The organism is Streptosporangium sp. NPDC048886 (genome assembly GCF_055586905.1).
In genome coordinates, this window is sequence record NZ_JBVJHH010000023.1 from 63,237 (window position 1) to 87,770 (window position 24,534).

Below are 24,534 nucleotides of genomic sequence, written 5' to 3' on the forward strand. Positions count from 1 at the left end.
AAGGAGTCCCATGCCCTGGAAGCGTCCCGGGCGGGCTCGGGTCCGGATGGTTAGTGAGCCTTCTCGAACTGCTCCTCCTCCGTGGAACCCCGCAGGGCCGTGGTGGAGGACTCCGGCGCGATGGCCGTGCTGACCAGGTCGAAGTATCCGGTGCCGACCTCGCGCTGGTGGCGGGTGGCGGTGTAGCCGCGCGGCTCGGCGGCGAACTCGGCCTCCTGGAGCTCGACGTAGGCGCTCATGCCCTCCTCGGCGTAGCCCCGGGCGAGGTCGAACATCGAGTAGTTGAGCGAGTGGAAGCCCGCCAGCGTGATGAACTGGAACTTGTAGCCCATGTGGCCGAGCTCACGCTGGAACTTGGCGATGGTCGAGTCGTCCAGGTGCTTCTTCCAGTTGAAGGAGGGCGAGCAGTTGTAGGCCAGCATCTGGTCGGGATACCTGGCCTTGATGGCCTCGGCGAACTCGCGGGCCACGTCCAGGTCCGGCAGGGAGGTCTCCATCCAGAGCAGGTCGGAGTGGGGCGCGTAGGCCAGACCCCGGGCGATGCAGGAGTCGACGCCGTTGCGGACGCGGTAGAAGCCCTCGGCGGTGCGCTCGCCGGTGGTGAAGGCGTGGTCGCGGGGGTCGACGTCGGTGGTCAGGAGCGTCGCGGCCTGGGCGTCGGTCCGCGCGATGATCACAGAGGGGACCCCCAGCACGTCGGCCGCGAGGCGGGCCGCGTTCAGGGTCTTGACGTGCTGGCCGGTCGGGATCAGGACCTTGCCGCCCAGGTGGCCGCACTTCTTCTCGGAGGCGAGCTGGTCCTCCCAGTGCACGCCCGCCGCGCCTGCGGAGATCATGCCCTTCATCAGCTCGAAGGCGTTGAGCACACCGCCGAAGCCCGCCTCGGCGTCGGCCACGATCGGGGCCAGCCAGTGCGGCGCGTTCTCGTCCCCCTCCGACCAGGTGATCTGGTCGGCGCGCAGCAGTGCGTTGTTGATGCGGCGCACGACGGCCGGCACCGAGTTGGCCGGGTAGAGGCTCTGGTCGGGGTAGGTCTGCCCGCCGAGGTTGGCGTCGGCCGCGACCTGCCAGCCCGACAGGTAGATCGCCTTCAGGCCCGCCTTGACCTGCTGCACGGCCTGGTTGCCGGTCAGCGCGCCGAGCGCGTGCACGTAGTCCTCGGTGGTGAGCAGGTCCCACAGCCGTTCGGCGCCGAGCCGGGCGAGGGTGTGCTCCTCCTGGACGGACCCGCGGAGCCGCACCACGTCCTCGGCCGTGTAGGTGCGCTCGGTGCCCTTCCAGCGGGGGTTGGTCTCCCATTCGCGCCGCAGCTCATCTGCGGCTCCCTTGAGGCGATCGTTCATTTTTTCACTCCTTGTCGTCCCCTGGGTGCCTTGCTCTGAGTGTGTGCTCGGACGAAACGGGCAAACAAGGCCGATCTTGACGAAAAAATCTCGATTTTTCTCTCCAGGCGAATACTTGCCGGTATTCAGCGGAGAAGAATTTAAGAGTTTGCGCTATGGACTAGACCAATCCCAGCGGCGCGGGCCATGGAGGGCCGGAGGGTGTTGAAATAATTCCGGAAATTTCGTTTAGCATCGTGCTATGGCATCCCTGGTCGGTGAAGAACCGCTGTCCTTGACGCAGGAGCTCGATCTCATCGCGTTCGGCCAGCGCCTCAGACACCTGCGCAAGCAGCGCGGCCTTACCCTCTCCGACCTGGGCGAACGCGTCAGCCGTGCGCCGAGCCAGCTCTCCCTGCTGGAGAACGGCAAGCGCGAGCCGAAGCTGTCGCTGCTGAAGTCTCTCGCCGCCGCCCTGAACGTGCCGGTCGAGGAGCTGCTCCGCCGTCAGGCGCCCAACCGCCGGGCCCAGCTGGAGATGGCGCTGGAGGAGGCGCAGCGCGACCCGCTGTACGCGGGGCTCGGCCTGGCCAGGCTGAAGGTCTCCGCGCGCGTCCCCAACGACGTGCTCGAACACATCCTCGGTCTCTACGGCGAGCTGCGCTCACGCCAGGCCAGGGGGACCGCCACCCCCGAGGAGGCGCGCGTCGCCAACGCCGAGCTCCGCCGCATGCAGCGCGAGCGGGGCAACTACTTCGAGGAGATCGAGAAGGCCGCGGCCGAGGCGCTCTCCGCGGTCGGCTACCGCACCGGCGCGCTGTCGCAGAGCACCGTCCAGGCCCTGGTCACCCACTTCGGCTACACCGTTCAGACGGTCCAGGACCTGCCCCGCACCGTCCGCTCCATCACCGACCTGCGCAACCGGCGCATCTACGTCAAGCACGAGCAGCTCGGCATGCACACGCCGCGCACCATCCTGCTGCAGACTCTCGGCCACCTGGCCCTCGGCCACCACAAGCCCCGCGACTTCGCCGACTTCCTCCGCCAGCGGACCGAGGCCAACTACTTCGCCGCCGCCGTGCTGGTGCCCGAGGCCACCGCCGTGCCGTATCTCAGGGAGGCCAAACAGGACCGCGCGCTGAGCGTGGAGGACCTGCGGGACGTCTTCGCCGTCTCCTACGAGATGGCCGCGCACCGCTTCACCAACCTGGCCACCCACTTCCTGGACCTGACCTGCCACTTCGTCCGCAACGACGCCGGCGGGATCATCTACAAGGCGTACGAGAACGACGGCATCGTCTTCCCCGCCGACGAGCAGGGCGCGATCGAGGGCCAGCGGATGTGCCTGCAGTGGTCGGGACGGCAGGTCTTCCGCTCCCCGGACAGGTTCTCCGTCTTCTACCAGTACTCCGACTCGCCCACCGGCACCTACTTCTGCGTCGCCCACGTCGACCCGTCCCGGGAGCGGGACTTCGCCATCACCCTCGGCGTGCCGTACCGCGAGTCACGCTGGTTCCGCGGCAGGGAGACCACCCACCGCACCAAGTCCGGCTGCCCCACCGGCGACTGCTGCCGCCGCCCGCCCGCCGAGCTCACCCAGCGCTGGGAGGGCTACGCCTGGCCCTCGGCGCGCGGCAACTCCCACATCCTGGCCGCGCTGCCCCCCGGATCCTTCCCCGGCGTGGACGAGGCCGACGTCTACACCTTCCTGGAGCGTCACGCCCTGGAGTGACCCCGCGACAGCGTGAGCGACGGGTGGCCGAAGAACTGGTAGGCGGGCCCCGTGGCGGGCACCTGGCAGCGGAGGGAGCGCAGCACCTCCGCGGGGGGCTCGCCGGTGAGACAGCGGCGGTAGAACTCCGGCGCCAGGCCGTCGCCGACGGGCCAGAGCGGGGCGACCACCCCGCTGGCCCCCGCCAGCAGGAAGGCCTGGCAGTCTCCGGGCTCCTCCAGGAAGACGAACGGGCCCTCGCCCATGTCCCGGCCCAGGGCCTCGGACGCCGTCCCCCCGGCGGTGAAGTGGATCAGGTCCGGCGGCTCGGCCAGCATGGCCAGGACGTCGCCGAGCACGGGGGTGACCCGGGCGGCGCCGTACGCGGTGACCAGCGGGTGGACCTCCGCCCCGCCGTACACGACCGCCATGCTCTCGCCCCGCGCGCGCGTCGGCGGAGGCAGCTCGGGCCGCCGGCCGCCGAGGGGCCAGCGGCCGGTCACCGTCTGGCAGTTCAGCAGGGCGGGGACGGACCCGTCGAACGGCTGCTCCAGCGTGGCCAGCTCCCAGGGGATGTGCGGCTCCTGCGACAGCACCAGCACGCTGGGCCGGCGCGGGGCCACGCGCCCGGCCACCGCGTGCAGCAGCTCCCAGAATCCCCGTGGGATCTTGGAGGCGACCCGCCGGCCCATGTCCTCGACGCTGTGCGCCTGCTCCGCCACGTGCCGCCCGAACTCGGAGGTCCGCATCCCCAGCTCACAGATCTCGGCCTGGTCCGGCGTGGTGAAATGCGGGGACTGGTAGGTCCACCACAGCCGCCCCGGCCGGTCGCCGTGGACGACGACCACCGTGACGTCCGCCGGCTCCCCGCCGCCGGCCATCCGGACCCGGGTGCCGGCGACCGGCTGCGGGACGCTCTCCCGGCCGAGCATGCCGGGAGAGTCGAGGACCGCGAGCGCGCGCACGCCGAACCCGGTCACCTGGCCGCCGACCGCGTGGATCGCCTGGATCTGCCGGGCGAGCGCCGGCTGCTCCTGCGGGAGGGCGACCAGGCGGACCGCCGCCCTCGGGTACGGCGAAGCCCCGTCGACGCGCAGCCGTACCCGCCATCCGTCGGGCGCCTCGAACCCCTCGGCGATGAGCTGGATGTCCAGGTCGGCCGGCCCGTGGACGAAGGGGGCCGCGCCGGGGGCCTCCCCGGCCGGGGCGACGGCCCCGGGGACGACGGCCTCGGCCGGGGGAGTGGTCCCCGGTGCGGGGGCGGCCCCGGGTGCGGGGAGGGCTCCGGTGCCCGGTGCGGGGCCGGCTGCGGCCGGGGAGCCGCCGGGGGAGAGCCCGACCTGGACCTCGACCCCCCAGCCCGCCACCACCTCGTCGGCCACCTCGATCAGCGGGAACGCCTCCCACTCCGCGCCGGCGGGCGCCGGCTGCCTGCGCCGCCTGCGGAAGGCCCCGGTCAGCCGGCCGAGCACGGAGGGGCCGCGCTCCGGCGCCGCGGAGGCGGGGGGCACCGAGGAAACGGGGGGCGCCGCGGAGGCGGAGGGCACCGTGGAGACGGAGGGCGGCGGGTCCTGGCTCGCGGGCCCCGGCGGCACAGCCGGCCCTTCGGCCGCGGCCTGCTCGTTCAGCCGGCGCAGCACGGTGAACCGTTCCCAGGCGGGGCCGTACTGGGCGATGAGCATCACAATGACGTCGGCCAGCGGCCCGGGATCCTGGGCGCCCTCCTCCGCCAGCAGCGGATCGAGCCGCTCCCGCAGTTCCCCGGAGGCTCCGCCCAGCAAATGGTCAAGCTCGTCACGGACGGCACGGGCCGCCCTCATCACCGCCACCGGGTCCATGCCGCCCCCTCGCTCCGGTCTGCATCGATCTTCCCATCTGTGGGAGAGACCGGGATCCGGTACCTGGTGACAATCAGTGCCGCATAGGCTGATAGCCGTCGATTCCGCGATGATGGGAAAGGTGGGCTGTGCTGCCTGAAGTGGAGGCATGGCTACGTGGGCGCACCTCATCATCGGCCGACTGGCCGTTGCCGTGGCTGCTGGAGGCCAAAGGCGGCACGACGGTCAGCGTCGTGCTGCCCGCCCGTGACGAGGAGGAGACGGTCGGGGAGATCGTCGCCGCGATCCGGCGTGATCTGATGGAGGCGGTGCCGCTCGTCGACGAGCTGGTGGTCATCGACTCCCGTTCCGTCGACGAGACCGCCGCGCGCGCCGCACGGGCGGGGGCCAGGGTGATCGCGCAGGACGAGATCCTGCCCGACCTGAAACCGATGGACGGCAAGGGCGAGGCGCTGTGGAAGTCCCTCGCGGTGACCTCCGGTGACCTGCTGGTCTTCATCGACGCCGATCTGCGCGAGTTCAGCACGTCGTTCGTGACCGGGCTGCTCGGCCCGCTGCTGGGCGACCCGGGCGTGGCCTACGTCAAGGGCTGCTACGAGCGGCCGCTGCAGAACGTGCAGAGCGGCGGCGGCCGGGTCACCGAGCTCGTCGCGCGTCCCCTGCTCAACCTGCACTGGCCGCTGCTGGCCGGGTTCGTGCAGCCCCTGGCGGGGGAGTACGCCGGGCGCCGGTCCGTGCTGGAGCGGGTCCCGTTCGTCACCGGTTACGGCGTGGAGCTGGGCCTGCTGATCGACCTGCTGGAGCTCGCCGGCCTCGACGGCCTCGCCCAGGTCGACCTGGGCCGCCGCGTCCACTCCCACCAGTCGACCGAGGCGCTCGGCGGCATGGCCGCCCAGATCCTGCAGACCTCCTGGTCCCGTCTCGAACGCCAGGACAAGATGGTCTCGCTGCACACGCCGTCGCGCCGGCTGGTGCAGTTCCGCCGGGGCCCCAGCGGTCACCGCGCGACCGTCCGCGACGTGGCCGTGGCCGAGCGCCCCCCGATGATCACCGTCTCCGGATACCACTCCCGCACCGCGGACTGACCGGCCACCCGGCCTTCTCCCGGAGCGGTGACGCCTCGGCCGCAGCGGTGACGGCTCGACGCGCGGGCCGCCCCGGCGGGGCGGCCGCAGGGACACGGCCCGGCCCGGGCGCTCCGGGCGCCGTCGGGCTCGCCCCGCTCCTCCTCGGCGTCCTGGCCCCGACGGCCGCGCGCGGCCGTACCCCGCGCTCCGCTGACCTCCACGACCGAGACCGCGGACCCGAACCGTGGCCGCCGCCGTGTTGCGCGGAGCGGTCCACCCGCCAGTAAGGTAGGGGGTGTTACCGGTGGTAACCCTTCCCAGGAGGAGTGCACGATGAGCGAGACCGGCTTCTGCCCGGAGTTGAGCGAGGACGTGCGGGAGGTGCGCGACTGGGTGCACCGGTTCGCCCGGTCCGTCGTCCGCCCGGCCGGCGCCGAATGGGACGAGCGCGAGGAGACGCCCTGGCCGGTCATCCAGGAAGCCGCCAAGATCGGGCTCTACTCGCTCGACTTCTTCGCCCAGCAGTGGTTCGAGCCGAGCGGCCTCGGCCTGACGGTCGCGTTCGAGGAGCTCTTCTGGGGAGACGCGGGCATCGGCCTGTCCATCGTCGGCACCGGCCTCGCCGCCGCGGCCCTGTCCGCGAGCGGCACCCCCGAGCAGATGGGGGAGTGGCTCCCGCAGATGTTCGGCACCCCCGACGACGTCAGGCTCGGCGCGTTCTGCGCCTCCGAGCCCGACGCCGGATCCGATGTGGGAGCCATCCGCACCCGCGCCGTCCGCTCCGGCGACGACTGGGTCCTGAACGGGGTGAAGACCTGGGCGACCAACGGCGGCATCGCCGACGTCCACGTCATCGTCGCGTCGGTGGACCCCTCGCTGGGCGCCCGGGGCCAGGCGTCCTTCGTCATCCCTCCCGGCACGCCGGGGCTGTCGATGGGGCAGAAGTTCAGAAAGCACGGCATCCGCGCCTCCCACACCGCCGAGGTGATCCTCGACAACGTGCGCGTGCCGGCCGCGTGCCTGCTCGGCGGCGCGGAGAAGCTCGACGCCAGACTCGAACGCGTCCGCTCCGGCGAGCGGGCCGGTGAGCAGGGCGCGATGCGGACCTTCGAGACCACCCGCCCGTCGGTGGCTGCCATGGCCGTGGGCATCGCCCGGGCGGGATACGAGTACGCCCGTGACTACGCCCGGGAGCGCGAGCAGTTCGGCCGTAAGATCGGCGAGAACCAGGCGGTCGCCTTCCTGCTGGCCGACATGGCCACCCGCGTCGACATCGCCCGGCTGATGACCTGGCGCGCGGCCTGGATGGCCCGCAACAACCGCGCCTTCGACCAGGCCGAGGGTTCGATGTGCAAGCTGGTGGCGGGCGAGACCGCGGTCTGGGTCACCGAGCAGGCCATCCAGATCCTCGGCGGAGCCGGCTACACCCGCGAACACCCGGTCGAGCGCTTCCACCGGGACGCCAAGATCTACACCATCTTCGAGGGCACCAGCGAGATCCAGCGCCTGATCATCGGCCGCGCCGTCACCGGCCTGCCGGTGCGGTGAGAACTTCGCACGTCAGAGGGATGGTGTGGCCGCACGCCAGTCGCTGCGCCACGCTCTCCCTGGCCGACAGACCGTCAAAGATCAGATCCCAGTTCTGCCTCAGTTCTGCCTTAAGAAGCTTCGGGCCGCCGCAACTGCCGGTCGATGGCCTCGCGTACCCGGTCGTGTGACGAGGCGAGCATGTGAGCGTAGACACGGAGAGTAAGCGCAGGGTCGACGTGTCCCAGGTATTCGGACAAGTCCTTGATGGTCACGCCACCCGCCAAAGTGACGCTGGCGAAGTAGTGGCGGAGTTGGTGCGTGCCTTCCTTTCGAGTCGTGAGGTACCTTCGCCTGCCTCGTGCGTCCTTGATCGGTTCTGGAATGACCCCGGCTGCGACGAGCGCAGGTTTCCAGACGGTTTCGTCGTAGCTGCGGTGCCGGATGTGTAAGTCGTCGGTCGCCCAACGAAACAGAAGGTCATGGGTACGCGGCTTCCCACTGGGCTTCTCCCACGGCAAGGTGTACGGCCGCGGCTTATGGGCGTCGATGTGGGCGCGAAGATAGTCGGCGACCCATTGAGACATGGGGATCGTGCGCTCTTTGTCTCTCTTCGGCAGGGCGAAAACGAATTCGCTGTTCAGCTTCTTGATCTGGCGCCGGACGTGGATGGTCATCTCATCAAAGTCCAGGTCTTCGAGCGCGATGCCGAACCATTCGCCTGCTCGCATACCGCATCCAGCGCCGAGGACGGGCATGGCTCGCAGGTGCTCAGGATGGGCGGCGATGATCGAGAGGACCACCAGATCGGGCCACGGGACCACCTTCTTGTACGCGTGCGCTGGTGCCTTGACGATTTCGGCCTTGGCCGGGTTCTTCTTGATCTTCTCGTCGGCAACGGCGAGATCGAGGATGCCTTGTAGAACGAGAAGCGCCGCGATCGGGGTTGAGGCCTCGTACCGCTCAGAGAGTTCGGCAAGGAATGCTTGCACCTCTGACGGCTTGATCGACCCCACCTTGCGCTTGCCGAACTTCGGCTGGATGTGGAGCCGGTACATCGACTCATAGCGGATGAGGGAGGCCGGGTCGATGCCGGCCCGGGAGGCCAGCCACCGCTGTCCGTAGGTGTCGAATGTCGCGTTGCCGGCTGCCGGGTCGATGTACTCGCCCCGCGCCAGGTCCTCCTCCATCTTCCGCGCGTACTTCTTGGCTTCGTCTTTGACGCGCCGCGTCGCAGTCTTCTCCCTGCCGTCCGGTCCGATCCACACCGCCTGCCATCGGTTCGCGTTCGGGTTCCCGCCGTTGTCGGGATGCTTGGCGGTCTTCTTGCGCATGGGCTTGCCATCAGGTCCCTTGACCGTCGTGAACCACAGGTCTCTAACACGGGCCATCGTGCTTCTCCTGAGAGGTTGTGGCCGGGGCGCGTCGGGTTATTCCGTCTGGGTGTTTCGCCTGGTGCAGGGCCTACGGGCCTGTGGCGATTCGCCGTTTCTGGAGTCCGTGTCACGCGCATGGTGATCTTCGTGAACGCGTCTCGTGCATGCGCACGCGTCGCGCTATGGTGTGTCTGACGCGTCTAACGCGTCGAATTCTGCTGTTTGTATCACACGAGATCGCCGGAACGGGCGAGAGTCCGAAACTTCCCTATCCCTCAGTGGAGCGGGCCGGAGGAACACCACCCACGCCCGCATCCGAGACGCCTGCCCCTTAGGAGCCACCCGGCCAGACACAAAGAAAGGCGCCCCCCGCAAAGCGGAGAGCGCCTAACCACATCACCTCAACACCCGCATCCCCTGACCGGTTCCAAAAGGTTGGTCGCCCAGGCGAGCCGATCGGGAGGGTGCTCAAGATGCTTGGAGCCGAAGATATCACCTCGCCAAGCGTTCGCCCCGGCGCGCCCGAAGGACCGGGCCGCGCCGCAGCTGAACGCCTCTCAATCGTCGCTGATCCCATCCCGCGCTGCGGTACTGTCGGCCGTCCCCGAGGGCATGCGTCGCGCCCCCTCTCAGCAGGATTTCCTCCGCGCCGTCAAGGAGCATCCCGACGCGCTCGCGCTGCGGTGCCACGCCTACCGGAACTTGTCGGAAGTGGCGGCCAAGTTGGCCGACTGGGCCGACTGGACCACGATGACCACCCGCCCGACCGAGCAGCGCATCGCTGACGATCTCGGCCTCGCCTTGTCCACGGTGAAGCGCTGGATCCGGTGGCTGCGCGTGCGCGGTTTCCTCGGCGTCGTGGAGGAGGGCTCGACGAACCGGTTTCGCAGGGGGAATCGGTGCGGGCTCGACGATGACGGACTGGGGAACCGGGCGGCGGTCTGGGTGCTCTGCGCTCCTGCTCCTGAGCTGGACGAACACGACGCGCGTACCGACAAAACGACAACTGAACCCCCTTCCTGTACTTCCCGTAGGGGAGTACAGGAAGGTCCTACGCACGCGCGCGAGGAAAGATCATCTTCGCGCCGCAGGAACCGAATCTCAACGACGGACGAGGCCGCCGCCACGCCGGGGACTCGCAAGCACGCGCTCCAGGTCGCCCAGAAGATCCACGACGAGAGCACCACGCTGCGGCGGCTGTCACCGTGGTACATCCGGCACCTGATCAGGGTTTTCGTCGCTGCTGGATGGTCGGCCGACGACGTGCTGCATGCACTGGACCACCAGCGGGACGGCTCGGCCTGGACGTACACGTGGCAGAGTCGCGACGAGATCCGCAACGTCCCCGGGTGGGTCCGCTTCCGGCTCGCCGCCTGGCTCGACGAGCACGGCCGGCCTGTGCCCAGCAAGTCGCAGCGGCTCGAGGTCGCGGCCGCGCGGCTGCGCGCTGAGCAGCGTGCTTGGCGTGAGCAGTTCGAGGCCGCGAACGCGCGCCGCGTCGGCGGCCCGATCGAACTGGCGCCGCGGCTGAGCCGGGCGGAAGCGCTTGCGCCCCCGCCCGTCGCTGAACAGGCCCCGGCGTCCGGCCCGTCCGAGGCGTTCCGTGCGGCCCGCGCGGTCCTGGAGGAGAAGCGGCTGCAGCGGGAGATGCAGTTGAAGATGCTGCGACTGGGGAGGTCGTCGTGAGCGGGTCGTACGCGGATCGCGCCGAGCAGGCGCGGGAGCTGCTGGCGCGCTCGTCGCCGGCGGCCGCCCGGGCGATGCGTGCTCGCGCGGTGGAGGCTGCGCGGCCGCGACGGAAGGTGGAGGAGTGGCGGTGGGACTGGATCGACGAGCAGGTGGAGCAGGCGATCGAGGCTCAGTCGCGGCTGGTCGAGGCCTCGCCGCTGCAGACGGAGCCGGAGCCTGAGGTGGATGAGGAAGTGGAGCGGCGGCGGGTGGCGTTGGCGCGGGCGAGGATGCGGGCCCGTGTCGCACGCGCGAACCGACATAACGACAAATCCGAATCTACGTCGTAAAGCCGTGGCCGGGGGAGTGCTGGACATCTGAAAGCACCGCTACGCGCGCGTCAGTTCAACGGAGAGACGCGTTCGCGGTGTGTCTGGTGCGTCCGTCGCGTCGAGCGCGTTCGAGCGCTTAGATTGCGTCTGAGACGGTAACCAAACCGTGATCAGCGGAAATGATCGCTGGTACCTTCTATGTACTTATACCTCTCTTCTATGTGTTACTTTGGAGATCCAAGCACCGCACAAAAGCACCGCTGACCAGCCGAAACACCGGAAGGAACGCCGTGACCGCCACCTCCACCATCCCCGCCCCCCTGCACACCGCGCGAGCCGCATGGGAACACGGAGCCACCCTCACCACCACACTCCAGGCCATCGCACACGCGTCCGCCGCCTGGAAGCTCAACAGCACCTACAACGGCTCGTGGGGCACCGCCCTGGGCGCTGAGACCGAAGAGGTCATGAGTTGCGCCGCCTTCCGAATCGAAGACCTGTGGGGCGACACCTACGACATCAGCGACGGGTTCACCTATGAAGACCTCGGCCCGGCCCACCAGGTCGCACTGCTCGAAAACGTCATCGCCTTCATGGGCACCTACGACAACGAGCTCGCAACCGGCCACGCCCTCTTCGAGGAGAGAGCCACAGACTGATACCGGAACCGCTATCAATGACCCACACCGGCCCCGCGACCCCCACGGTCGCGGGGCCGCCCCATTTCACGAGGAGATCACGATGGACACGACGAACACCCGGACCCGCACCGACCTGCTGGCAGCAGTCACCAAAGTCCGCGACGCGGGCGGCACCACCACCCACATGCTCCACACCATCGCCCGCATGACGGCGGGGCCGGCCTCCACCCCGGCCCAGTTCGAGCAGGAGACGGGCAGCGTCTTCGACACGGCGGGCTTCTTCTACGACGACCTGTCCAGCGAATACGAGCGCACGACCGGCGCCACGCCGTACCCCCACGAGACCGCCACGTTCGACGACCTGACCGGCGACGACCAGATGAAGGTCATCCAGCACGTCATCAACGAGTTCGGCGACCTGGACGAGCCGCCCGCCCCACCGATCGCGCTCGCGGAGAACCTGCTCCACTGCCTGCGCAAGGCGGCCGGGCTCAAGGTCGAGTACGGATCGCACTTCGGGCCCACGTACGCCGCGGTGCGCGCCGCGCTGGTGACGCTGCTGGCCACCCAGTCCGTCGAGGACGAGCTGGCGGTCGAGTCCATCGACCACGCGCTCACCACCGGCAAGGGCATCGCCGCGGCCGTCGCGTACATGGGCGGTCAGCTGTAACCGCCGCTGACGCCAACTGACCCCGGCCGGCCTGCCCACCCCGCAGTGGGCAGGCCGGGCCGCCGCCACGAAACGAAGGAACGAACGATGACCACAATCGACACCACCACCCGCGGCATCGCCGAGCACCTGCTGGAGACGATGCGCCTGCTCGCGGTGCGGCGTCCAGAGCAGTTGCTGGCCAGGACCGCCTGTTGACAGCCTTCAGGCCACGGAATGCCCTCTTACCTGCTGGCAGCCCGAATACCGGCCACGAGCGCGGCGATGAGGATTCCGAGGATGAGCAGGACCAGCAGGACGGGCGCCAGCAGGAGCAGCAGAACCAGAATCACCACCGCGGCGACCCTCTGGGGCACGGTGGCTCCGGACCACGCGCCCTTGGCACCCGCCCACACGGGGTTCTTGCCCTGCAGGTGGGCCTTGCCAGCTTCGTAGGCGGCTCGCTCGAACGGCCCCCGGGATGCCATCGTGCGCTCGAGGTCGCGGAGCCACTCGCCCACCTGGCGCGACAGCTTAGCGGCCCCGTACGTCAGGAGCTCCTCGATCAGGTTCCCGAGCGCCTGTGACAGGCCGGGCGGTGAGACCGGGACGTCTTCCCGTGCTTCGGCCGCGATGCTCGATGTGCTCATGTCGGCCCCTCCTTCGTCAAAGATTACCTCTCCCGACCAGGCCGACAACCAGCGGTTCGCGATCCAGACCGGCGGCGCCTACGGCGACGTGCGCGAGGCCCTGATCAAGGTCCTCGGCGAGGAGGACTGGGGCCGCGGGATGGCCGACGAGGCGATCCATCACGCGATGGTCACCGGCTGTTCGATGTTCGACGCGATGTTCGCCACCCGCGCGGGCTGAGCCACATGGCGAAGGTCGAGCTCAGGGCCGAAGGCATGAGGATCGTCGTCTACCGCGACGGTCAGCGCGCCGGGCATGTGTGGTGGAACGCCGCCACCGAGAAGTACCACGCCAAAACCGTGGGCGGCTCCCCGATCGGGGAGCACCCGCTTCGAGCCGCAGCAATCACCATGGTCACCGATAGCGGTGACGCAATCAGCAAGGAGATCAGCATGTCCGACACCCCTATCGAGATCACCGACGAGATCGCGCAGCAGGTCGCCGACGCGATCGGTGAGCGCTTCCGCGGCGACCGCGACTACTGGCCGCGGGTCATGGACGACGACTGGGACGGCGGCAGCGGCCGCGTCATTGTCTGGTCCGAGGGCCTGCTCGACTGGGCGTTCCTGGTGAGCGAGGGCGGCGAGTCGGAGTACTCGCCGATCGAGGTTGGCCCGATGTCGCTGCCCGCGGGCGTGTGGGTTGAACCGGTCAACCCGCAGGCCCTGCGTGTCCTGCCCAACCCCCGATGACCTGCAAAAAGCTGATGGCCGGACCCGCCACAGGTCCGGCCATCCCAACACCACAAAAGCCCCAGACCCTCGTCGCCACAACGAGGTCCAGTGCTTGCCAGCGTAACGCACCCGTCCGGCCCGTCGAGGCCGCACGCAATTCGGAGGAATCGTGAAGTACGTCGCCGTCGCCGTCGCCGTCCGCCGCTACCGCATGGAACTGCCCGGCCATGAGTGGTTCGAGCCGCGCACCACTGACAACCCCTACGTGGTGGCCAGGTCCATCCGCGCGGCTCGTCTCGCGGAGTTGCCGCTTGTCGTCACTCCGCTGCCGCTCCGGATCGACCATGTGCCCGCCTGCACCTGGTGCCGTGCCCGGCCCCAGGTGGTCGAGCAGGACTGCGACGGGCCGTACACGACCGCGATCTGCGATGCCCCACAGTGCGGGGAGGGCCGCCGCCTGGCCTACGAGGGCGTCATCGCCTACCCATCGCACAAGCGCGGCGACCAGGCGCTGCGGATCGTCCAGCCCGTCCGGATCCGCAGGTCGGACGGCTCGCGGCCGGGTGTCGTCACGGTGGACGAGTACGACGACATCACGTGCGAGTGCGGCAACATCCCGTCGTATGCCGGATTCCATCCTTGCCTGCCCGGCGGAGCCCTCGTCGAGCCGGACCATCCCGAGTGGAACGGCCTATGGTGGTGCGCTGGTGTCGGGTGTCCCGGCTTCATCGTCGATTGTCGGGACCCCGACGACGTTCAGGCCGACATCGTCTGCCGATAGCGGCATTGCAATCAACTTACGGCAACGGCTCCGTGACACCCGAGTCGCGGGGCCGTTGCGCGTCCAGGAGGAACCGTTGGAGCTGGAAACCACCCGCATGTTCGGCAAGTGCCCGGCCAAGGGCTGTAAGCACCGAGCCGTGATGGACACCCCCGCGCAGCGCCGGTTCGACCGCGACCGTCTGCAGCGGGTCATGGACAGCTACCTCGCCCCGGTCGCCCAGCATCCCGGGATGCCGTACACCGGCTGGTGGTCCTTCTTCGACGTGATGGACCACCTGTACCACGACCCGGGCCACTGGAACCGCGAGGCCACCGACGACCGGCCCCGCTGCCCCAGCCACAACGCGCTGCTGCGCTGGAAGCAGCTCGACACCGGCAAGGGCCCCAACCTCGACAAGCGGTGCGATGGCCGCTGCCGATCCGCCACCGGCCCCGTCTGCGACTGCCCGTGTCTGGGTGAGCAGCACGGCGCCGACAACCTGATCAAGTGAAAGGACAACCGATGGCGTACGAACCAAACCGGACCGCCGCCCAGATCGTCGAGCGGCTCAAGAAGGACGGGTTCACCGTGACCGTCCCCGACAAGCCCTACCGCCGCGTCTACGAATTGACCCTCGACCGCCGCATGTACTTCGGCGTGCTGTACATCAGCGCCGACAAGGGCCGCGCACTGCGGATCTCTCTTACCTGGCAGCCAGACCTCACCAACTGGAGGGCCGAGGGCGCCTCGCAGATCATCGGTCTGCTCAACACCCTGCCGACGTACGGCTGGGCGAACTGATGCGGGACATCCTGGTCTCCACCGGCGAGCCCGACGCCGACGCCTACTTGCGGATTGTCCGCACGATCCTGCCGATGCAGCGGTCGCTCGACGACGCGCTCGCCGCCATCAAGGCGGGCCGGCCCGAGCAGTCCATCCCGTACGGCGATCCGTTCCCGTCCTACGAGGACGCGGCGTGGGTCGCCATCTGCGCCGAGAAGGACATCGAAGAGACCTGGGACAAGGCGCACAGCCACTACACCATCGCTGCCAGCAAGAACCCCAAGGCCGCCACCCTCGCTGATGGCGAGGCGGTCGCGATGTTCGAGGAGTACAACGCCAGATGACCGTATCCGCCACAGCGCCCGGCCTGAGCAGCACCGTGACCGCGCTACTGCTCACCACCGACCTCAACGACGGCAACCGGGTATCGCTACTGCTGGCACCCGAGGGCGATCGCCTCGACCCGCAGCACCTGTCGGCCGCGCTCACCCTGGGCGAAGGCGACATCGACACCGAGCTCAGCGAGGTCGAGGAGTACCCGGCCGTCCGCCTCATCGTGAGCCGGCTCGCCCACCCGGGCGAACGGCCGCGCAACCAGATCGCCGGGCTGCTGCTCGACCAGTACATGCCGCCCGCGCCGGACCGGTGGTGGCTGGACCTGCGCGGCGGCGTCGTGCTCGTCGGCCAGTGCCACTGCGGCGCCCCGCTGACCTGCCCGACCACATCTACGACACGGCGCGCGCCGTGTCCGACTCCATCCCGAGGAAGGGAACACGATGACCAGGAGAATCCGCCCCGCCGTCAACCCGAACAGTAACCGCGGCGTGATCACCACGAAAGCGGGACTGTGCGGGTGGGCCATCACCACCGGCCCGACCGACGAGGAGGGCATCACCGACCTGACCCTGACCCGCGACAACTGGGCCATCATCGTCGCTTTCCAGGGGCAGACGGCGTTCTCGGCCGCGATCCAGTACCCCGGCCAGTCCCACCCGGCAGGACTGCTGTCGCTCAGCATGATGGCCCGCTACCTGCGTGGCGACCGGACGCAGATGTCGGCATTCGCCCGTGGCCAGCGGGTCATCGTCGGCGACCGGGCCGGGGTCGTGGAGGACATCATCCCCGACGACGAGGTGAAGGTCCGGCTCGTCGTGCGCTACGACGACGGCAGCGTAGGCGAGCCGTACACCACGCACGTCCGCGCTGAGGAAGAGGTGGCGGTGTGACCTCCCGCATCGCCCGGTATGACCGGGTGCGGCTGGAGGATGGCACCCTCGGCGTCGTGGTCCTGGTCGACGACCACAACGCGCTGCTCGTCCGCCCTGACCAGTCCGAGACGTCCACGACCGTGGCGGCCGACTCGGTGGCCCGACTGTTTGGGCCCGGCGACGAGGTGATCGCGAACGGTCTCGCACGGAGGGTCGTCTGCTACACCCGCAACCAGTCGTACCGGCTGCGCCACGAGGAGTCGGACACCGTCTGTGACTTCTACGCCTGGGAGATCACCCCGGCTGGCGAGGGGGTTCCCGCGTGACGCTCACCATGACCGACAAGCCGATCCGGGCCGACGACGTGATCAAGGCCAGTGACGGGGCGTATGTCGTCCTGCGTGTCCGCGAGAACGGTCACCTGATCAAGGCCCGCCACGCGGCGACCAACACCATCTGGCACTTGGTCCCGCGCGCCGGAACCTGGGTCAGGCTCTAACCAACGCATCGGCCCTGCCTACATGGCAGGGCCGATAGCGGTACCGCAATTAAGGAGGAAGCAATGCCCGCCGACTGCAATGACCTCACTTTCCATGACGACGAGGACGCCGCCAACCCCAATGTGGAACGGCGTGAATGCCCGACCTGCGGCACCAACTCGCGCATTATCACTCGCGGCGACTCGCGAGGGACGATCGTCTCCAAGTGCTGCGAGGCCCCGCTGTCCGACGAGGACGACGAGTCGACCGTCCTTGTCGAGGACGGCAAGCTCGTCTGCCCCTACACCGACTGCCGCGCCGTCGACGAGATCGCTGAGCTGGACGTGGCCACCCGATCCAACGAGCTGAGCATCAGCGAGCCGGGCGTCATCAGCGCGAGCCTCGGCGACAGCTCCTTCGAGAGCGACGGCTTCGAGTGCCAGCAGTGCACCCGGCGCGTGTCCCTGCCGGATGGCTTCGAGGTCATCCACTCCTGACCGCTGATAGCGGCACCGCAATCAACGTCACGAACGCCACACAAGGAGAACGCCATCATGGCGACCGCCAAGAAGAAGCCCCGTAAGCGCCCCGTTACGCAGGCGATGAAGGACCGCGCCGCCGCCAGCCGCACCGCGGCGGACGAGGCCCTGCACGCCTACGCCGTGCTGTGCCTGTCCGACCCGGCCGAGTTGGAGGCGTTCCGTTCGATCGCCGCGAGCGTCGGATGGAAAGAAGACCCTGCGAGTGCCGAGCCCGGCTACTCGCTGCTGAACGTCGCGCTGCTGGCCGCGCAGCGGCGGCGGCTCGTCCACTGCGGCGGCTTCGACTACTGGCTGGAGCAGGGCCGGTGCGTCGCCGAAGGGGCGAAGTCCCTCGGCACGTTCCGCCACATCGGCCGGAAGAAGACCGAGGAGCAGAAGGCCGAGGAGAAGAAGCTCGCCGACGAGGGCTGGCAGAGCACGAAGCGCGGGCCTCGCTACTACGTGAAGCTCGGCACGTTCGACGTGTCCCAGACCGTCCCGAAGGTGCGGTGCCCGCACTGCGGCACGACTCCGACCAGCCCCGAAGACCGCACCACGCAGTGCCCGCCGACGTGCACGGTGTTCACCCTCCGTCCCGGCGTGGAACCGCCCGTGGAGCTCGTGCTGGGCCTGATGCAGTCCCAGCTCAAGGACGCCGACGAGGCCGACAACGAGGCTAGCGAGTGATGGCCAAGCGGCGCCGCTCGACTGGGCAGGAACAGCTCGACCTGTTCACGCAGATTCCAGACCAGGCCCCACCGCCGAAGCCCGCAGGCCTGGCGGCTGCAGTTGCGGCCCCACCCGCTCCGGAGCCCACGCCGACCCCGCCCATCCTTACAGCGCTGCCGGCCGAGACTCGAGGGAAGGCGGCTACGCGGCCGCGCATCCCCCCGCTTAAGCCCCAGAAGCTGGCTGAACGAGTCGCGTACGCCTGGCACAGCCACTACGGCGGCAGCGACCTGGACATCCCGCTCGGGGTCGTCGCCGCGCTGACGCTCGTCCGGCAGCGCGATGCGGACGGGCCGTCTCTGGAGGACCAGTTCCTCGCTCTTGACCCGGGAGAACTCCTCGGCGCGCTGCGGGAAATCTGGGGCGTCACCTGGATCGGCCAGCCGTACCTCATGGAGGTCGCGGCGCCGCTGCGGTGGTGGCTCAACCAGGAGAAGGACCCGTCGAAGGAGGTCATGAAGGCTGCGCACGCGGTCGCGCAGGCCGCTATCAAGGCCGGGTTGCTGAGTATCACCGGCGACCCGGACCCCATGTGGCGGTGTCAGGACGACGTGCTCAGCCCTGTGCTCATGGAGCTGCGGTCCAAGGGCAGCCGCGACGCGCTCGGCGAGTTCCACACCCCGGCCTCGCTGTCCGACGCGATGGCCAAGATGCTGCTGCAGCCCGACAGCATCACCCCCGGCATGCGGATCTGCGAGCCCGCCGCCGGAACCGGGGGCATGGTCCGTGCGGCCGCGCTCACCCTGCGGGAACTCGACTACAACCCGCACGACTTCCACTGGGTCATGGGCGAGCTGAACCCGACCGCGGCGGCGTGCGCGGCCGTGAACTCCATCGTCTGGGACCTCGGCCCGAACGTGCTAATCCATGTCGGCGACACTCTCGCGGTCGGCGACATCGAAGCGGCCGCCTTCGAGCACCGCAAGGCCGTGTACGAGCACCGCGACCGCCTCATGGAAGCCGCGTCGCTCGCGGCCGCCGTCCGGCAGGCCAACGACCTGCTCAACCGGGTCACCTCGGCCGCTTGAGCCCCGCTCTCATGGCCCTGCCCGGCCTCGGGCGGGGCCAGTCCCCGGAGGCACCGTGAAGATCGTGCTGTCCTACGGGCTCGGCGCGGACAGCACAGCGATTCTGCTGCGCTGGCTCACCGATCCCAGCTCACGGTGGTTCGACCTGTCCGATCTTGCCGTCGTCACGGCGCAGTCAGGAGATGAATGGGTCGAGACCGCCTACCTCGTCGAGGAGTACATCTACCCGCTGCTCGCCCGCCACGGCGTCCGCACCGTGCAGGTCGCCCGCCGTGGCCCGCGGCAGCGGGACGGGATCGTCGTCCTTGACGACACCACGAGCCCGATCCTGTGCCTGTCGTCGGCGCCGGGTGCTTACCGGCTGTCGGAGGAGCTGCTGTCGGTGGGGACCGTCCCGCAGGTCGGGGGCGTCCGCAAGTGCTCATTGAAGTTCAAGGGCTGGCCTTTGGACCAGTTCATCGCCCAGCTCGTCGGCGATGGCGAGGAGTTCGTGCACGTCGTCGGGTTCGAGGCCAACGAGGTCAAGCGCATGTTGAAGGACATGCCGCTCGGCCGGGCCGGCCGGATCCCGTCGTACCCGTTGAGCGAGTGGGGTTGGGACCGGGCCGACTGCGAGCGGTACATCCTCGACCGGCTCGGTGTGAAATGGCCCAAGAGCTGCTGCGTCCAGTGTCCGTACGCGTTTTCCCTGGCAGAAGGCCGTGACCGGACCATCCCGCGTTTCCTCGGCAACCCCGGCGAAGCACTGCTCGCGCTCACGATGGAACACCTCGCGGTCGCGATCAACCCTCGGCAGGGACTCCTCGCCGGACAACAGGTGTACGACCTGATCGCCTCGACTCCTGGCAGCGGGCCGCTGCTGGACATGTTCGAGCAGCACCTGAACGACCTGCCGTGGGCCGTCTACGATGTGCGGCGCGCGATGGGAGCCAAGCCCGGCGACCAGATGGCGCGCGGCAACACGTACCGGTCGCTGGAGCTGCTGGTCGAAGGCTCCCGCGCCGACGTGCTCGCGCACCTGCATCGGGCCGCGCGCCTGCTCGGCCGCCAGGTCGAGACGGACGGCCGCCACCACCGGGTGTGGCTGCACACCCGGAATCTGTACTTCCCGTGCGTCGAGCACGCCCTGGTCGTCGCGCCCGCGCTGGCGCGCGACAAGACCCTCACCGCCTTTGAGAAGGCGTGGCTGGCCGGCCTGAACGGGCCCGCCCAGCTCTCGCTCATCTAACCCATCACTACAAAGGAAATGCCACACATGCTGAACCGATTCGTCGGCGTCGATGACATTTGGGCAACCGAGCAGTTCGCAGGCGCGGGCGGCTCCGGCTCCGGCCTGTTCGCTGCCGGTATCCGGGTGGACTTCGCAGCCAACCACGACGCCAAGTGCAAGGACACATACATCGCCAACCACGAGGTCAAGGAGTACTGGCTGGGCGACGTCCAGGCCGAAGACGCCATCGAGAAGTTCCCCTACGCCCCGTTCTTCTGGTCGAGCCCCGCTTGTCCGCGCTTCACCACGGCGCGCGGCGACAAGCGGTTCTTCGACAAGGAGAACCAGATGGCGCTGTGGGCCGAGGAGCTGACCGAAGACCAGAAGGCGGGCATCAGGTCGCGCGCCCTGATGGAGGAAGTCGTCACCTACCTGCGGCACTGCCAAGACGTGTACGGCCGGCCCGTGCTCGGCTTCGGCATCGAGAACGTCAAGGAAGCCCGCCTCTGGGCCCACTGGGACCGGTGGATCAACGAGCTGCGCAAACTCGGCTACCACATCCGCGTCATCGCGATCAACGCCATGCACATCCAGCCGCGCGACACCCTGCCCACCCCGCAGTCGCGGAACCGGCTCCTCGTCGCCGGAGTTCACGAGTCCGTGGGCCGTGTCCCCGACTGGGACAAATGGCTGCGCCCGTACGCCTACTGCCCCCGCCACAACGGCTGGATCCAGGCCCTGCAGTCGTGGAAGAAGCCCGGTCAGGACATGGGCGCCTACGGCATCAAGAACGGCCAGTACGTGTACGTGTGCCCCCGCCACGACTGCCGCGGGCAGATTGTCGAACCTCCGGTGCTGGCGGCGGCCGCGTGCATCGACTGGTCAGACCTCGGCACGCCGATCGGTGACCGGCCCAAAACGGCGAAGAAGCCGCGCGGACTGGAAGAGACCACGCTCGAACGGATCGAGGCCGGGATCAAGAAGCGGTGGGGAGCGTTCCTCACCCCGACCGGAGGCACGTGGAACAGCGAGCCGTACGGCGTGGACGAGCCGGTCAAGACCGTCGTGACGCGCGAGAACACCGGGCTTGTCGTGCCGATGGAGGGACGGCCGGGCAAGGTGGCGTCGTACACGGACGAGCCGATGCGGACGATGACCACCAGGCGTGAGACGGGGGTTGCGTTCCCCGAGATGCCCGAACCGTTCGTCACGCTGTTCCGCAGCGCCCGCGCACGGAACATGGACCCCAAGACGGACCCGGTGGCGACGATCGTCGCGGACGGCAGCAACCACGGCCTGGTCGTCCCTCCGGACGGGCCGCCGCCGCTGGTCACGCCGATGCGCGGCGGCGGCGACAAGCTGCAGGCGCGTCGCGCCGACACCACGCCGGTCCACTCGGTCACCGCGGGCGGCTTCCACCACGGGCTGGTCATCCCGCCGGGGTTCGTCATGCGGAACAACAGCAGCAAGGGCGACGGCTCCGGGCTGTGCACGCCGTTCGACGAGCCGGTGCGCACGGTCACCACGGCCGGGCACCAGTCGCTCGTCACGGTGCCTGAGCCGCTGCTGATGCCGTACTACGGCAACGGCAACGTCATCGGCTCGTCCGACCCGATCGGGACGCTCCCGACTCGTGACCGGTGGGCGCTGCTCACCTCGGACGGGCAGATCGACATCGACCGCGTCCGGTTCCGGATGCTCGGCACGGACGAGCTGCGCCGCGCGCAGAGCTTCCGCAAGGGTTACCGCTTCGCGCCGAAGGACAAGCGGACCATCGCGCGGCAGATCGGCAACTCCGTCCCGCCGCCGATGGCGGAGATCCTTGCGTGCGCCGTGATGGAGGCGATCACCGGGGTTGAGCTGGAGCGGTTCGTCACCCAGCCGTTCTTCGCCACCTGATAGCGGCTCCGCAATCAGCCCCGCCGTTCTGCGGCGGGGCCTCTCCCCACTACCGAAGGAGACCGTCATGGCCACCCGCCACGTGATCCAAATGTCCGGCGGCATCGGCTCGTTCTGGGCCGCGAAGCGTGTCGCGGCCGAGCACGGCACCAGCGACCTGGTGCTGCTGTTCGCGGACACCCTGACCGAGGACGAAGACCTCTACCGGTTCCTCGGCGACGCCTGCGCCCACCTCGGCGTCGAACCGGTCGTCGTCACGGACGGGCGCACCCCGTTCGAGGTGTTCTTCGACGTCAAGTGGCTCGGGAACAGCCGGCTCGCGCCCTGCAGTAAGCACCTCAAGCAGGTGCCGTGCCGCAAATGGATGACTGAGCACTGCGACCCGGCCGACACCATCGCCTACGTCGGATTCGACCACGCGGAGACTCGACGGCTGCCCGGCACCATCAACGGCTGGTCGCCGTGGCGAGTCGAGTTCCCCATGTGCGACGAGCCGCACTGGGGCAAGGACCGGATGCTCGATGAGTGCAGGGCGCTCGGCATCGCCGTGCCACGGCTGTACGAGCTCGGCTACGAGCACAACAACTGCGGCGGTCTGTGCGTCCGGGCCGGGCGCGAGCAGTGGCTGCTCACACTGGAGACCTTCCCGGAGCGCTACGCCTACGCCGAGGAACTGGAGGAGGAGTTCCGCGTCACGCACGACAAGGACGTGGCAATCCTCACCGAGGCCATCGCAGGGGTGAAGTACCCGCTCACGCTCGCGGAGCTGCGCCGCCGACATGAGGCCGGCCTGATCCGTCGTCGCAAGAAGATCCGGCAGCCGAGTCTGTTCGACACCACGGCGGCCTGCGGCTGATGCACGCCCCGCTGTACCTCGCGCCTCCGTCCACCGCCCGAATCCGGGAGCACATCTACGCGGGCCGGCTCGGCGCCATCCTCACGCCCTCTTCCGGCAACCGGGTTCCCGAGGACGGCTGGTGGGCCGCTGACTCCGGCATCTTCGGCAACTCCTACGTCGGCGACGAGGCCTACATGGACTGGCTGGAGGAACGCGCTCCGTTCGCAGACCGGTGCCTGTTCGCCACCGCGCCCGACGTCCCCTTCAACGCGTTCGCCACGATCAACCGCTCATACCCGTACCTCGACCGCATCCGGCGATTGGGATACCCGGTCGCGCTGGTCGCCCAGGACTACCTCGAATTCTGCGACTGGTGGCGCTGGGAGGACTTCGACTGCCTGTTCATCGGTGGATCGACGGCGTGGAAGCTGTCGCCGGCGGCCGCCGTGCTCGCTCGGGCCGCGTGCGCCGCCGGGTTGTGGGTCCACGTCGGCCGGGTCAACTCGTTCAAGCGGCTGCGGTACGCCGCGGTGGCGATGGACGCCGACTCGGCTGACGGGACGCTTCTCACCCGCGGCCCCGACAAGCACCTGCCATCAGTCCTGGACTGGACGCAACGCCTGCAGCTCGACACATCCTCCCTGCTCGACGCCGATGAGCTGCCCTGCGACCCGTACGACGGCCGCTACCAACTCACGTCGAAACATCGCCTCGCGGCCTCGCCGCCCGCCCCCGAGCTCGAACAACTCGCCCTGCTCTGAAAGGAATCTTGATGTCCGTCATGTGCTTCCACTGCCGAGAACCGCTCGACCAGTGCAGGCGCGCACTGCTCGCCGACGCTACCAATACGGCGGTCAAGGAGATCAGTTTCGCCGCGCTCGCAGCGGTCGAGAAGGACCAGGCCGTGCGGGTCGTTTCCGCGTGGGATGCCGCCCGCGCAGTCAACGACCTCGTGGACCTCATCATCGCCCAGAACTACGGCATCAACGTGGACGAGGCGTACGAGCGTGCCCGCGAACTCATCGAGGACGCCGCCTGTGCATATAGCTAGGGGACGGCCTTGAGCAGCCACAGTTCGTTCTCCTCCTGGCCGGAGTTGGCCTGGACCACGCGCTCGCCCGGTGTGGTGGAGGCATTGGCGACCGCCAGCACCTTGCCGGAGTGCTTGGCGATGAGCCGGTAGACGCCGACCTCATGCTCCTTGAGGTACCAGATCTGGCTGGGGCTGCCGTTGATGGGCCACTGCATCGCGAAGTTGGAGTTCTGGCTGGCAAATTCGATGTCCAGGGCCTGGCCGGAGTGTTCGGCGATGAACTTGTATCCGCCGTCGGCGGGTTCGGTGCGGAAGATCTGGTTGGTCTTGCCGGTGGGGGTCCACTGGATCACCCAGGCGCCGTCGTTCATGCCGCCGTACATGACGTCGAGGGCGAGGCCGGACTTCTTGTTGATCAGGGTGGCGCGGGCGGGGATGTCCATAGACGTCCTCTCGAACTGGAGGGGGAGGCGGCGGTATGCCGCCTTGTCTCCATAAGAGACGAACCCGCGTGAGAAGTCAGCCTCCGGCCGTGACCGCTTCCGGAC

The 24,534-nt window shown here is 68.9% G+C and carries 30 protein-coding genes; 25 read left to right on the forward strand and 5 right to left on the reverse strand.

Annotated features, from left to right (window positions below; genetic code table 11):
• Positions 1-50: 50 nt before the first annotated feature.
• A complete protein-coding gene (gene aceA, locus ACZ6R6_RS27285) occupies positions 51-1,343 on the reverse strand; it encodes an isocitrate lyase (RefSeq protein WP_470097908.1) in 1,293 nt (430 codons plus the stop codon).
• 241 nt (positions 1,344-1,584) lie between these two features.
• On the opposite strand from aceA, the gene ACZ6R6_RS27290 reads away from it, so the two are divergent.
• On the forward strand, positions 1,585-3,054 hold the full coding sequence (locus ACZ6R6_RS27290) for a helix-turn-helix domain-containing protein (RefSeq protein ID WP_370879602.1): 1,470 nt from the start codon (positions 1,585-1,587) through the stop codon (positions 3,052-3,054).
• Here ACZ6R6_RS27290 and ACZ6R6_RS27295 read toward each other — a convergent pair.
• Complete coding sequence (locus ACZ6R6_RS27295) at positions 3,039-4,871, reverse strand: hypothetical protein (RefSeq protein WP_470097910.1); 1,833 nt, start codon at positions 4,869-4,871, stop codon at positions 3,039-3,041. The two genes, ACZ6R6_RS27290 and ACZ6R6_RS27295, sit on opposite strands and share 16 nt — an antisense overlap.
• A gap of 128 nt (positions 4,872-4,999) precedes the next feature.
• On the opposite strand from ACZ6R6_RS27295, the gene ACZ6R6_RS27300 reads away from it, so the two are divergent.
• A complete protein-coding gene (locus tag ACZ6R6_RS27300) occupies positions 5,000-5,956 on the forward strand; it encodes a glucosyl-3-phosphoglycerate synthase (protein ID WP_470097912.1) in 957 nt (318 codons plus the stop codon).
• Positions 5,957-6,271: 315 nt separating this feature from the next.
• Positions 6,272-7,486: an acyl-CoA dehydrogenase family protein gene (locus ACZ6R6_RS27305; RefSeq protein ID WP_470097914.1), complete on the forward strand. Its 1,215-nt coding sequence runs from the start codon at positions 6,272-6,274 to the stop codon at positions 7,484-7,486.
• Positions 7,487-7,596: 110 nt separating this feature from the next.
• Here the strand turns inward: ACZ6R6_RS27305 and ACZ6R6_RS27310 are convergent, their stop codons facing one another.
• On the reverse strand, positions 7,597-8,799 hold the full coding sequence (locus ACZ6R6_RS27310) for a tyrosine-type recombinase/integrase (RefSeq protein WP_470097916.1): 1,203 nt from the start codon (positions 8,797-8,799) through the stop codon (positions 7,597-7,599).
• Between the two features lie 519 nt (positions 8,800-9,318).
• On the opposite strand from ACZ6R6_RS27310, the gene ACZ6R6_RS27315 reads away from it, so the two are divergent.
• The 4 genes from ACZ6R6_RS27315 to ACZ6R6_RS27330 all read left to right on the forward strand — a co-directional run bounded on the left by ACZ6R6_RS27315 (position 9,319) and on the right by ACZ6R6_RS27330 (position 12,152).
• On the forward strand, positions 9,319-10,527 hold the full coding sequence (locus tag ACZ6R6_RS27315; protein ID WP_470097918.1) for a hypothetical protein: 1,209 nt from the start codon (positions 9,319-9,321) through the stop codon (positions 10,525-10,527).
• The gene (locus tag ACZ6R6_RS27320) at positions 10,524-10,859 is read left to right on the forward strand and encodes a hypothetical protein (RefSeq protein WP_470097920.1); all 336 of its coding nucleotides are present in this window, start codon (positions 10,524-10,526) and stop codon (positions 10,857-10,859) included. The genes ACZ6R6_RS27315 and ACZ6R6_RS27320 overlap by 4 nt, the downstream gene beginning before the upstream one ends.
• A gap of 272 nt (positions 10,860-11,131) precedes the next feature.
• Complete coding sequence (locus tag ACZ6R6_RS27325; RefSeq protein WP_470097922.1) at positions 11,132-11,500, forward strand: hypothetical protein; 369 nt, start codon at positions 11,132-11,134, stop codon at positions 11,498-11,500.
• Positions 11,501-11,582: 82 nt separating this feature from the next.
• Complete coding sequence (locus ACZ6R6_RS27330; RefSeq protein WP_470097924.1) at positions 11,583-12,152, forward strand: hypothetical protein; 570 nt, start codon at positions 11,583-11,585, stop codon at positions 12,150-12,152.
• Between the two features lie 224 nt (positions 12,153-12,376).
• On the opposite strand, the gene ACZ6R6_RS27335 is transcribed toward ACZ6R6_RS27330, so the two are convergent.
• Positions 12,377-12,781 (reverse strand): hypothetical protein, encoded by a 405-nt coding sequence (locus tag ACZ6R6_RS27335; RefSeq protein WP_470097926.1) that lies wholly within the window; start codon positions 12,779-12,781, stop codon positions 12,377-12,379.
• On the opposite strand from ACZ6R6_RS27335, the gene ACZ6R6_RS27340 reads away from it, so the two are divergent.
• The 18 genes from ACZ6R6_RS27340 to ACZ6R6_RS27425 all read left to right on the forward strand — a co-directional run bounded on the left by ACZ6R6_RS27340 (position 12,780) and on the right by ACZ6R6_RS27425 (position 24,004).
• Positions 12,780-13,001 (forward strand): hypothetical protein, encoded by a 222-nt coding sequence (locus ACZ6R6_RS27340; RefSeq protein ID WP_470097928.1) that lies wholly within the window; start codon positions 12,780-12,782, stop codon positions 12,999-13,001. The two genes, ACZ6R6_RS27335 and ACZ6R6_RS27340, sit on opposite strands and share 2 nt — an antisense overlap.
• 5 nt (positions 13,002-13,006) lie before the next feature.
• On the forward strand, positions 13,007-13,513 hold the full coding sequence (locus ACZ6R6_RS27345; protein WP_470097929.1) for a hypothetical protein: 507 nt from the start codon (positions 13,007-13,009) through the stop codon (positions 13,511-13,513).
• Positions 13,514-13,664: 151 nt separating this feature from the next.
• Positions 13,665-14,276, forward strand: coding sequence for a hypothetical protein (locus tag ACZ6R6_RS27350; protein ID WP_470097930.1), 612 nt, complete (start codon positions 13,665-13,667; stop codon positions 14,274-14,276).
• 76 nt (positions 14,277-14,352) lie between these two features.
• Complete coding sequence (locus ACZ6R6_RS27355) at positions 14,353-14,769, forward strand: hypothetical protein (RefSeq protein ID WP_470097932.1); 417 nt, start codon at positions 14,353-14,355, stop codon at positions 14,767-14,769.
• An 11-nt stretch (positions 14,770-14,780) separates the two neighbouring features.
• Positions 14,781-15,059 (forward strand): hypothetical protein, encoded by a 279-nt coding sequence (locus ACZ6R6_RS27360; RefSeq protein WP_470097934.1) that lies wholly within the window; start codon positions 14,781-14,783, stop codon positions 15,057-15,059.
• Positions 15,059-15,385, forward strand: coding sequence for a hypothetical protein (locus ACZ6R6_RS27365; RefSeq protein ID WP_470097936.1), 327 nt, complete (start codon positions 15,059-15,061; stop codon positions 15,383-15,385). The genes ACZ6R6_RS27360 and ACZ6R6_RS27365 overlap by 1 nt, the downstream gene beginning before the upstream one ends.
• Positions 15,382-15,858, forward strand: a complete 477-nt coding sequence (locus ACZ6R6_RS27370) for a hypothetical protein (RefSeq protein ID WP_470097938.1) — start codon at positions 15,382-15,384, stop codon at positions 15,856-15,858. The genes ACZ6R6_RS27365 and ACZ6R6_RS27370 overlap by 4 nt, the downstream gene beginning before the upstream one ends.
• A 7-nt stretch (positions 15,859-15,865) precedes the next feature.
• Positions 15,866-16,267, forward strand: a complete 402-nt coding sequence (locus tag ACZ6R6_RS27375; RefSeq protein ID WP_470097940.1) for a hypothetical protein — start codon at positions 15,866-15,868, stop codon at positions 16,265-16,267.
• Positions 16,264-16,575 carry a hypothetical protein gene (locus ACZ6R6_RS27380; protein WP_470097942.1) on the forward strand — a complete coding sequence of 104 codons (312 nt, stop codon included), beginning with the start codon at positions 16,264-16,266 and terminating at the stop codon, positions 16,573-16,575. Before ACZ6R6_RS27375 ends, ACZ6R6_RS27380 begins: the two co-directional genes overlap by 4 nt.
• Positions 16,572-16,748, forward strand: coding sequence for a hypothetical protein (locus ACZ6R6_RS27385; protein ID WP_470097944.1), 177 nt, complete (start codon positions 16,572-16,574; stop codon positions 16,746-16,748). Before ACZ6R6_RS27380 ends, ACZ6R6_RS27385 begins: the two co-directional genes overlap by 4 nt.
• A 63-nt stretch (positions 16,749-16,811) precedes the next feature.
• Positions 16,812-17,225 carry a hypothetical protein gene (locus ACZ6R6_RS27390; RefSeq protein ID WP_470097946.1) on the forward strand — a complete coding sequence of 138 codons (414 nt, stop codon included), beginning with the start codon at positions 16,812-16,814 and terminating at the stop codon, positions 17,223-17,225.
• Positions 17,226-17,282: 57 nt separating this feature from the next.
• Positions 17,283-17,936 carry a hypothetical protein gene (locus ACZ6R6_RS27395; RefSeq protein WP_470097948.1) on the forward strand — a complete coding sequence of 218 codons (654 nt, stop codon included), beginning with the start codon at positions 17,283-17,285 and terminating at the stop codon, positions 17,934-17,936.
• Entirely contained in the window at positions 17,936-19,006 is a 1,071-nt protein-coding gene (locus ACZ6R6_RS27400) for an N-6 DNA methylase (protein WP_470097950.1), read from the forward strand. Before ACZ6R6_RS27395 ends, ACZ6R6_RS27400 begins: the two co-directional genes overlap by 1 nt.
• A 55-nt stretch (positions 19,007-19,061) precedes the next feature.
• Positions 19,062-20,234 carry a hypothetical protein gene (locus ACZ6R6_RS27405; RefSeq protein WP_470097952.1) on the forward strand — a complete coding sequence of 391 codons (1,173 nt, stop codon included), beginning with the start codon at positions 19,062-19,064 and terminating at the stop codon, positions 20,232-20,234.
• A gap of 27 nt (positions 20,235-20,261) precedes the next feature.
• A complete protein-coding gene (locus ACZ6R6_RS27410) occupies positions 20,262-22,115 on the forward strand; it encodes a DNA cytosine methyltransferase (protein WP_470097954.1) in 1,854 nt (617 codons plus the stop codon).
• A gap of 67 nt (positions 22,116-22,182) precedes the next feature.
• Positions 22,183-22,971, forward strand: a complete 789-nt coding sequence (locus tag ACZ6R6_RS27415; protein WP_470097956.1) for a hypothetical protein — start codon at positions 22,183-22,185, stop codon at positions 22,969-22,971.
• Entirely contained in the window at positions 22,971-23,714 is a 744-nt protein-coding gene (locus tag ACZ6R6_RS27420) for a hypothetical protein (RefSeq protein ID WP_470097958.1), read from the forward strand. Before ACZ6R6_RS27415 ends, ACZ6R6_RS27420 begins: the two co-directional genes overlap by 1 nt.
• An 11-nt stretch (positions 23,715-23,725) precedes the next feature.
• A complete protein-coding gene (locus tag ACZ6R6_RS27425; protein WP_470097960.1) occupies positions 23,726-24,004 on the forward strand; it encodes a hypothetical protein in 279 nt (92 codons plus the stop codon).
• Here ACZ6R6_RS27425 and ACZ6R6_RS27430 read toward each other — a convergent pair.
• A complete protein-coding gene (locus ACZ6R6_RS27430; RefSeq protein WP_470097962.1) occupies positions 24,001-24,429 on the reverse strand; it encodes an RICIN domain-containing protein in 429 nt (142 codons plus the stop codon). The genes ACZ6R6_RS27425 and ACZ6R6_RS27430 overlap by 4 nt on opposite strands.
• Between the last annotated feature and the right edge of the window lie 105 nt (positions 24,430-24,534).

Coding starts and splice junctions, on each gene's coding strand:
- aceA (WP_470097908.1), bottom strand. CDS start 1,343: ATGAACGATCGCCTCAAGGGAGCCGCAGATGAGCTGCGGCGCGAATGG.
- ACZ6R6_RS27290 (WP_370879602.1), top strand. CDS start 1,585: ATGGCATCCCTGGTCGGTGAAGAACCGCTGTCCTTGACGCAGGAGCTC.
- ACZ6R6_RS27295 (WP_470097910.1), bottom strand. CDS start 4,871: ATGGACCCGGTGGCGGTGATGAGGGCGGCCCGTGCCGTCCGTGACGAG.
- ACZ6R6_RS27305 (WP_470097914.1), top strand. CDS start 6,272: ATGAGCGAGACCGGCTTCTGCCCGGAGTTGAGCGAGGACGTGCGGGAG.
- ACZ6R6_RS27310 (WP_470097916.1), bottom strand. CDS start 8,799: ATGCGCAAGAAGACCGCCAAGCATCCCGACAACGGCGGGAACCCGAAC.
- ACZ6R6_RS27330 (WP_470097924.1), top strand. CDS start 11,583: ATGGACACGACGAACACCCGGACCCGCACCGACCTGCTGGCAGCAGTC.
- ACZ6R6_RS27340 (WP_470097928.1), top strand. CDS start 12,780: ATGTCGGCCCCTCCTTCGTCAAAGATTACCTCTCCCGACCAGGCCGAC.
- ACZ6R6_RS27335 (WP_470097926.1), bottom strand. CDS start 12,781: ATGAGCACATCGAGCATCGCGGCCGAAGCACGGGAAGACGTCCCGGTC.
- ACZ6R6_RS27345 (WP_470097929.1), top strand. CDS start 13,007: ATGGCGAAGGTCGAGCTCAGGGCCGAAGGCATGAGGATCGTCGTCTAC.
- ACZ6R6_RS27360 (WP_470097934.1), top strand. CDS start 14,781: ATGGCGTACGAACCAAACCGGACCGCCGCCCAGATCGTCGAGCGGCTC.
- ACZ6R6_RS27365 (WP_470097936.1), top strand. CDS start 15,059: ATGCGGGACATCCTGGTCTCCACCGGCGAGCCCGACGCCGACGCCTAC.
- ACZ6R6_RS27370 (WP_470097938.1), top strand. CDS start 15,382: ATGACCGTATCCGCCACAGCGCCCGGCCTGAGCAGCACCGTGACCGCG.
- ACZ6R6_RS27390 (WP_470097946.1), top strand. CDS start 16,812: ATGCCCGCCGACTGCAATGACCTCACTTTCCATGACGACGAGGACGCC.
- ACZ6R6_RS27395 (WP_470097948.1), top strand. CDS start 17,283: ATGGCGACCGCCAAGAAGAAGCCCCGTAAGCGCCCCGTTACGCAGGCG.
- ACZ6R6_RS27400 (WP_470097950.1), top strand. CDS start 17,936: ATGGCCAAGCGGCGCCGCTCGACTGGGCAGGAACAGCTCGACCTGTTC.
- ACZ6R6_RS27410 (WP_470097954.1), top strand. CDS start 20,262: ATGCTGAACCGATTCGTCGGCGTCGATGACATTTGGGCAACCGAGCAG.
- ACZ6R6_RS27415 (WP_470097956.1), top strand. CDS start 22,183: ATGGCCACCCGCCACGTGATCCAAATGTCCGGCGGCATCGGCTCGTTC.
- ACZ6R6_RS27420 (WP_470097958.1), top strand. CDS start 22,971: ATGCACGCCCCGCTGTACCTCGCGCCTCCGTCCACCGCCCGAATCCGG.
- ACZ6R6_RS27425 (WP_470097960.1), top strand. CDS start 23,726: ATGTCCGTCATGTGCTTCCACTGCCGAGAACCGCTCGACCAGTGCAGG.
- ACZ6R6_RS27430 (WP_470097962.1), bottom strand. CDS start 24,429: ATGGACATCCCCGCCCGCGCCACCCTGATCAACAAGAAGTCCGGCCTC.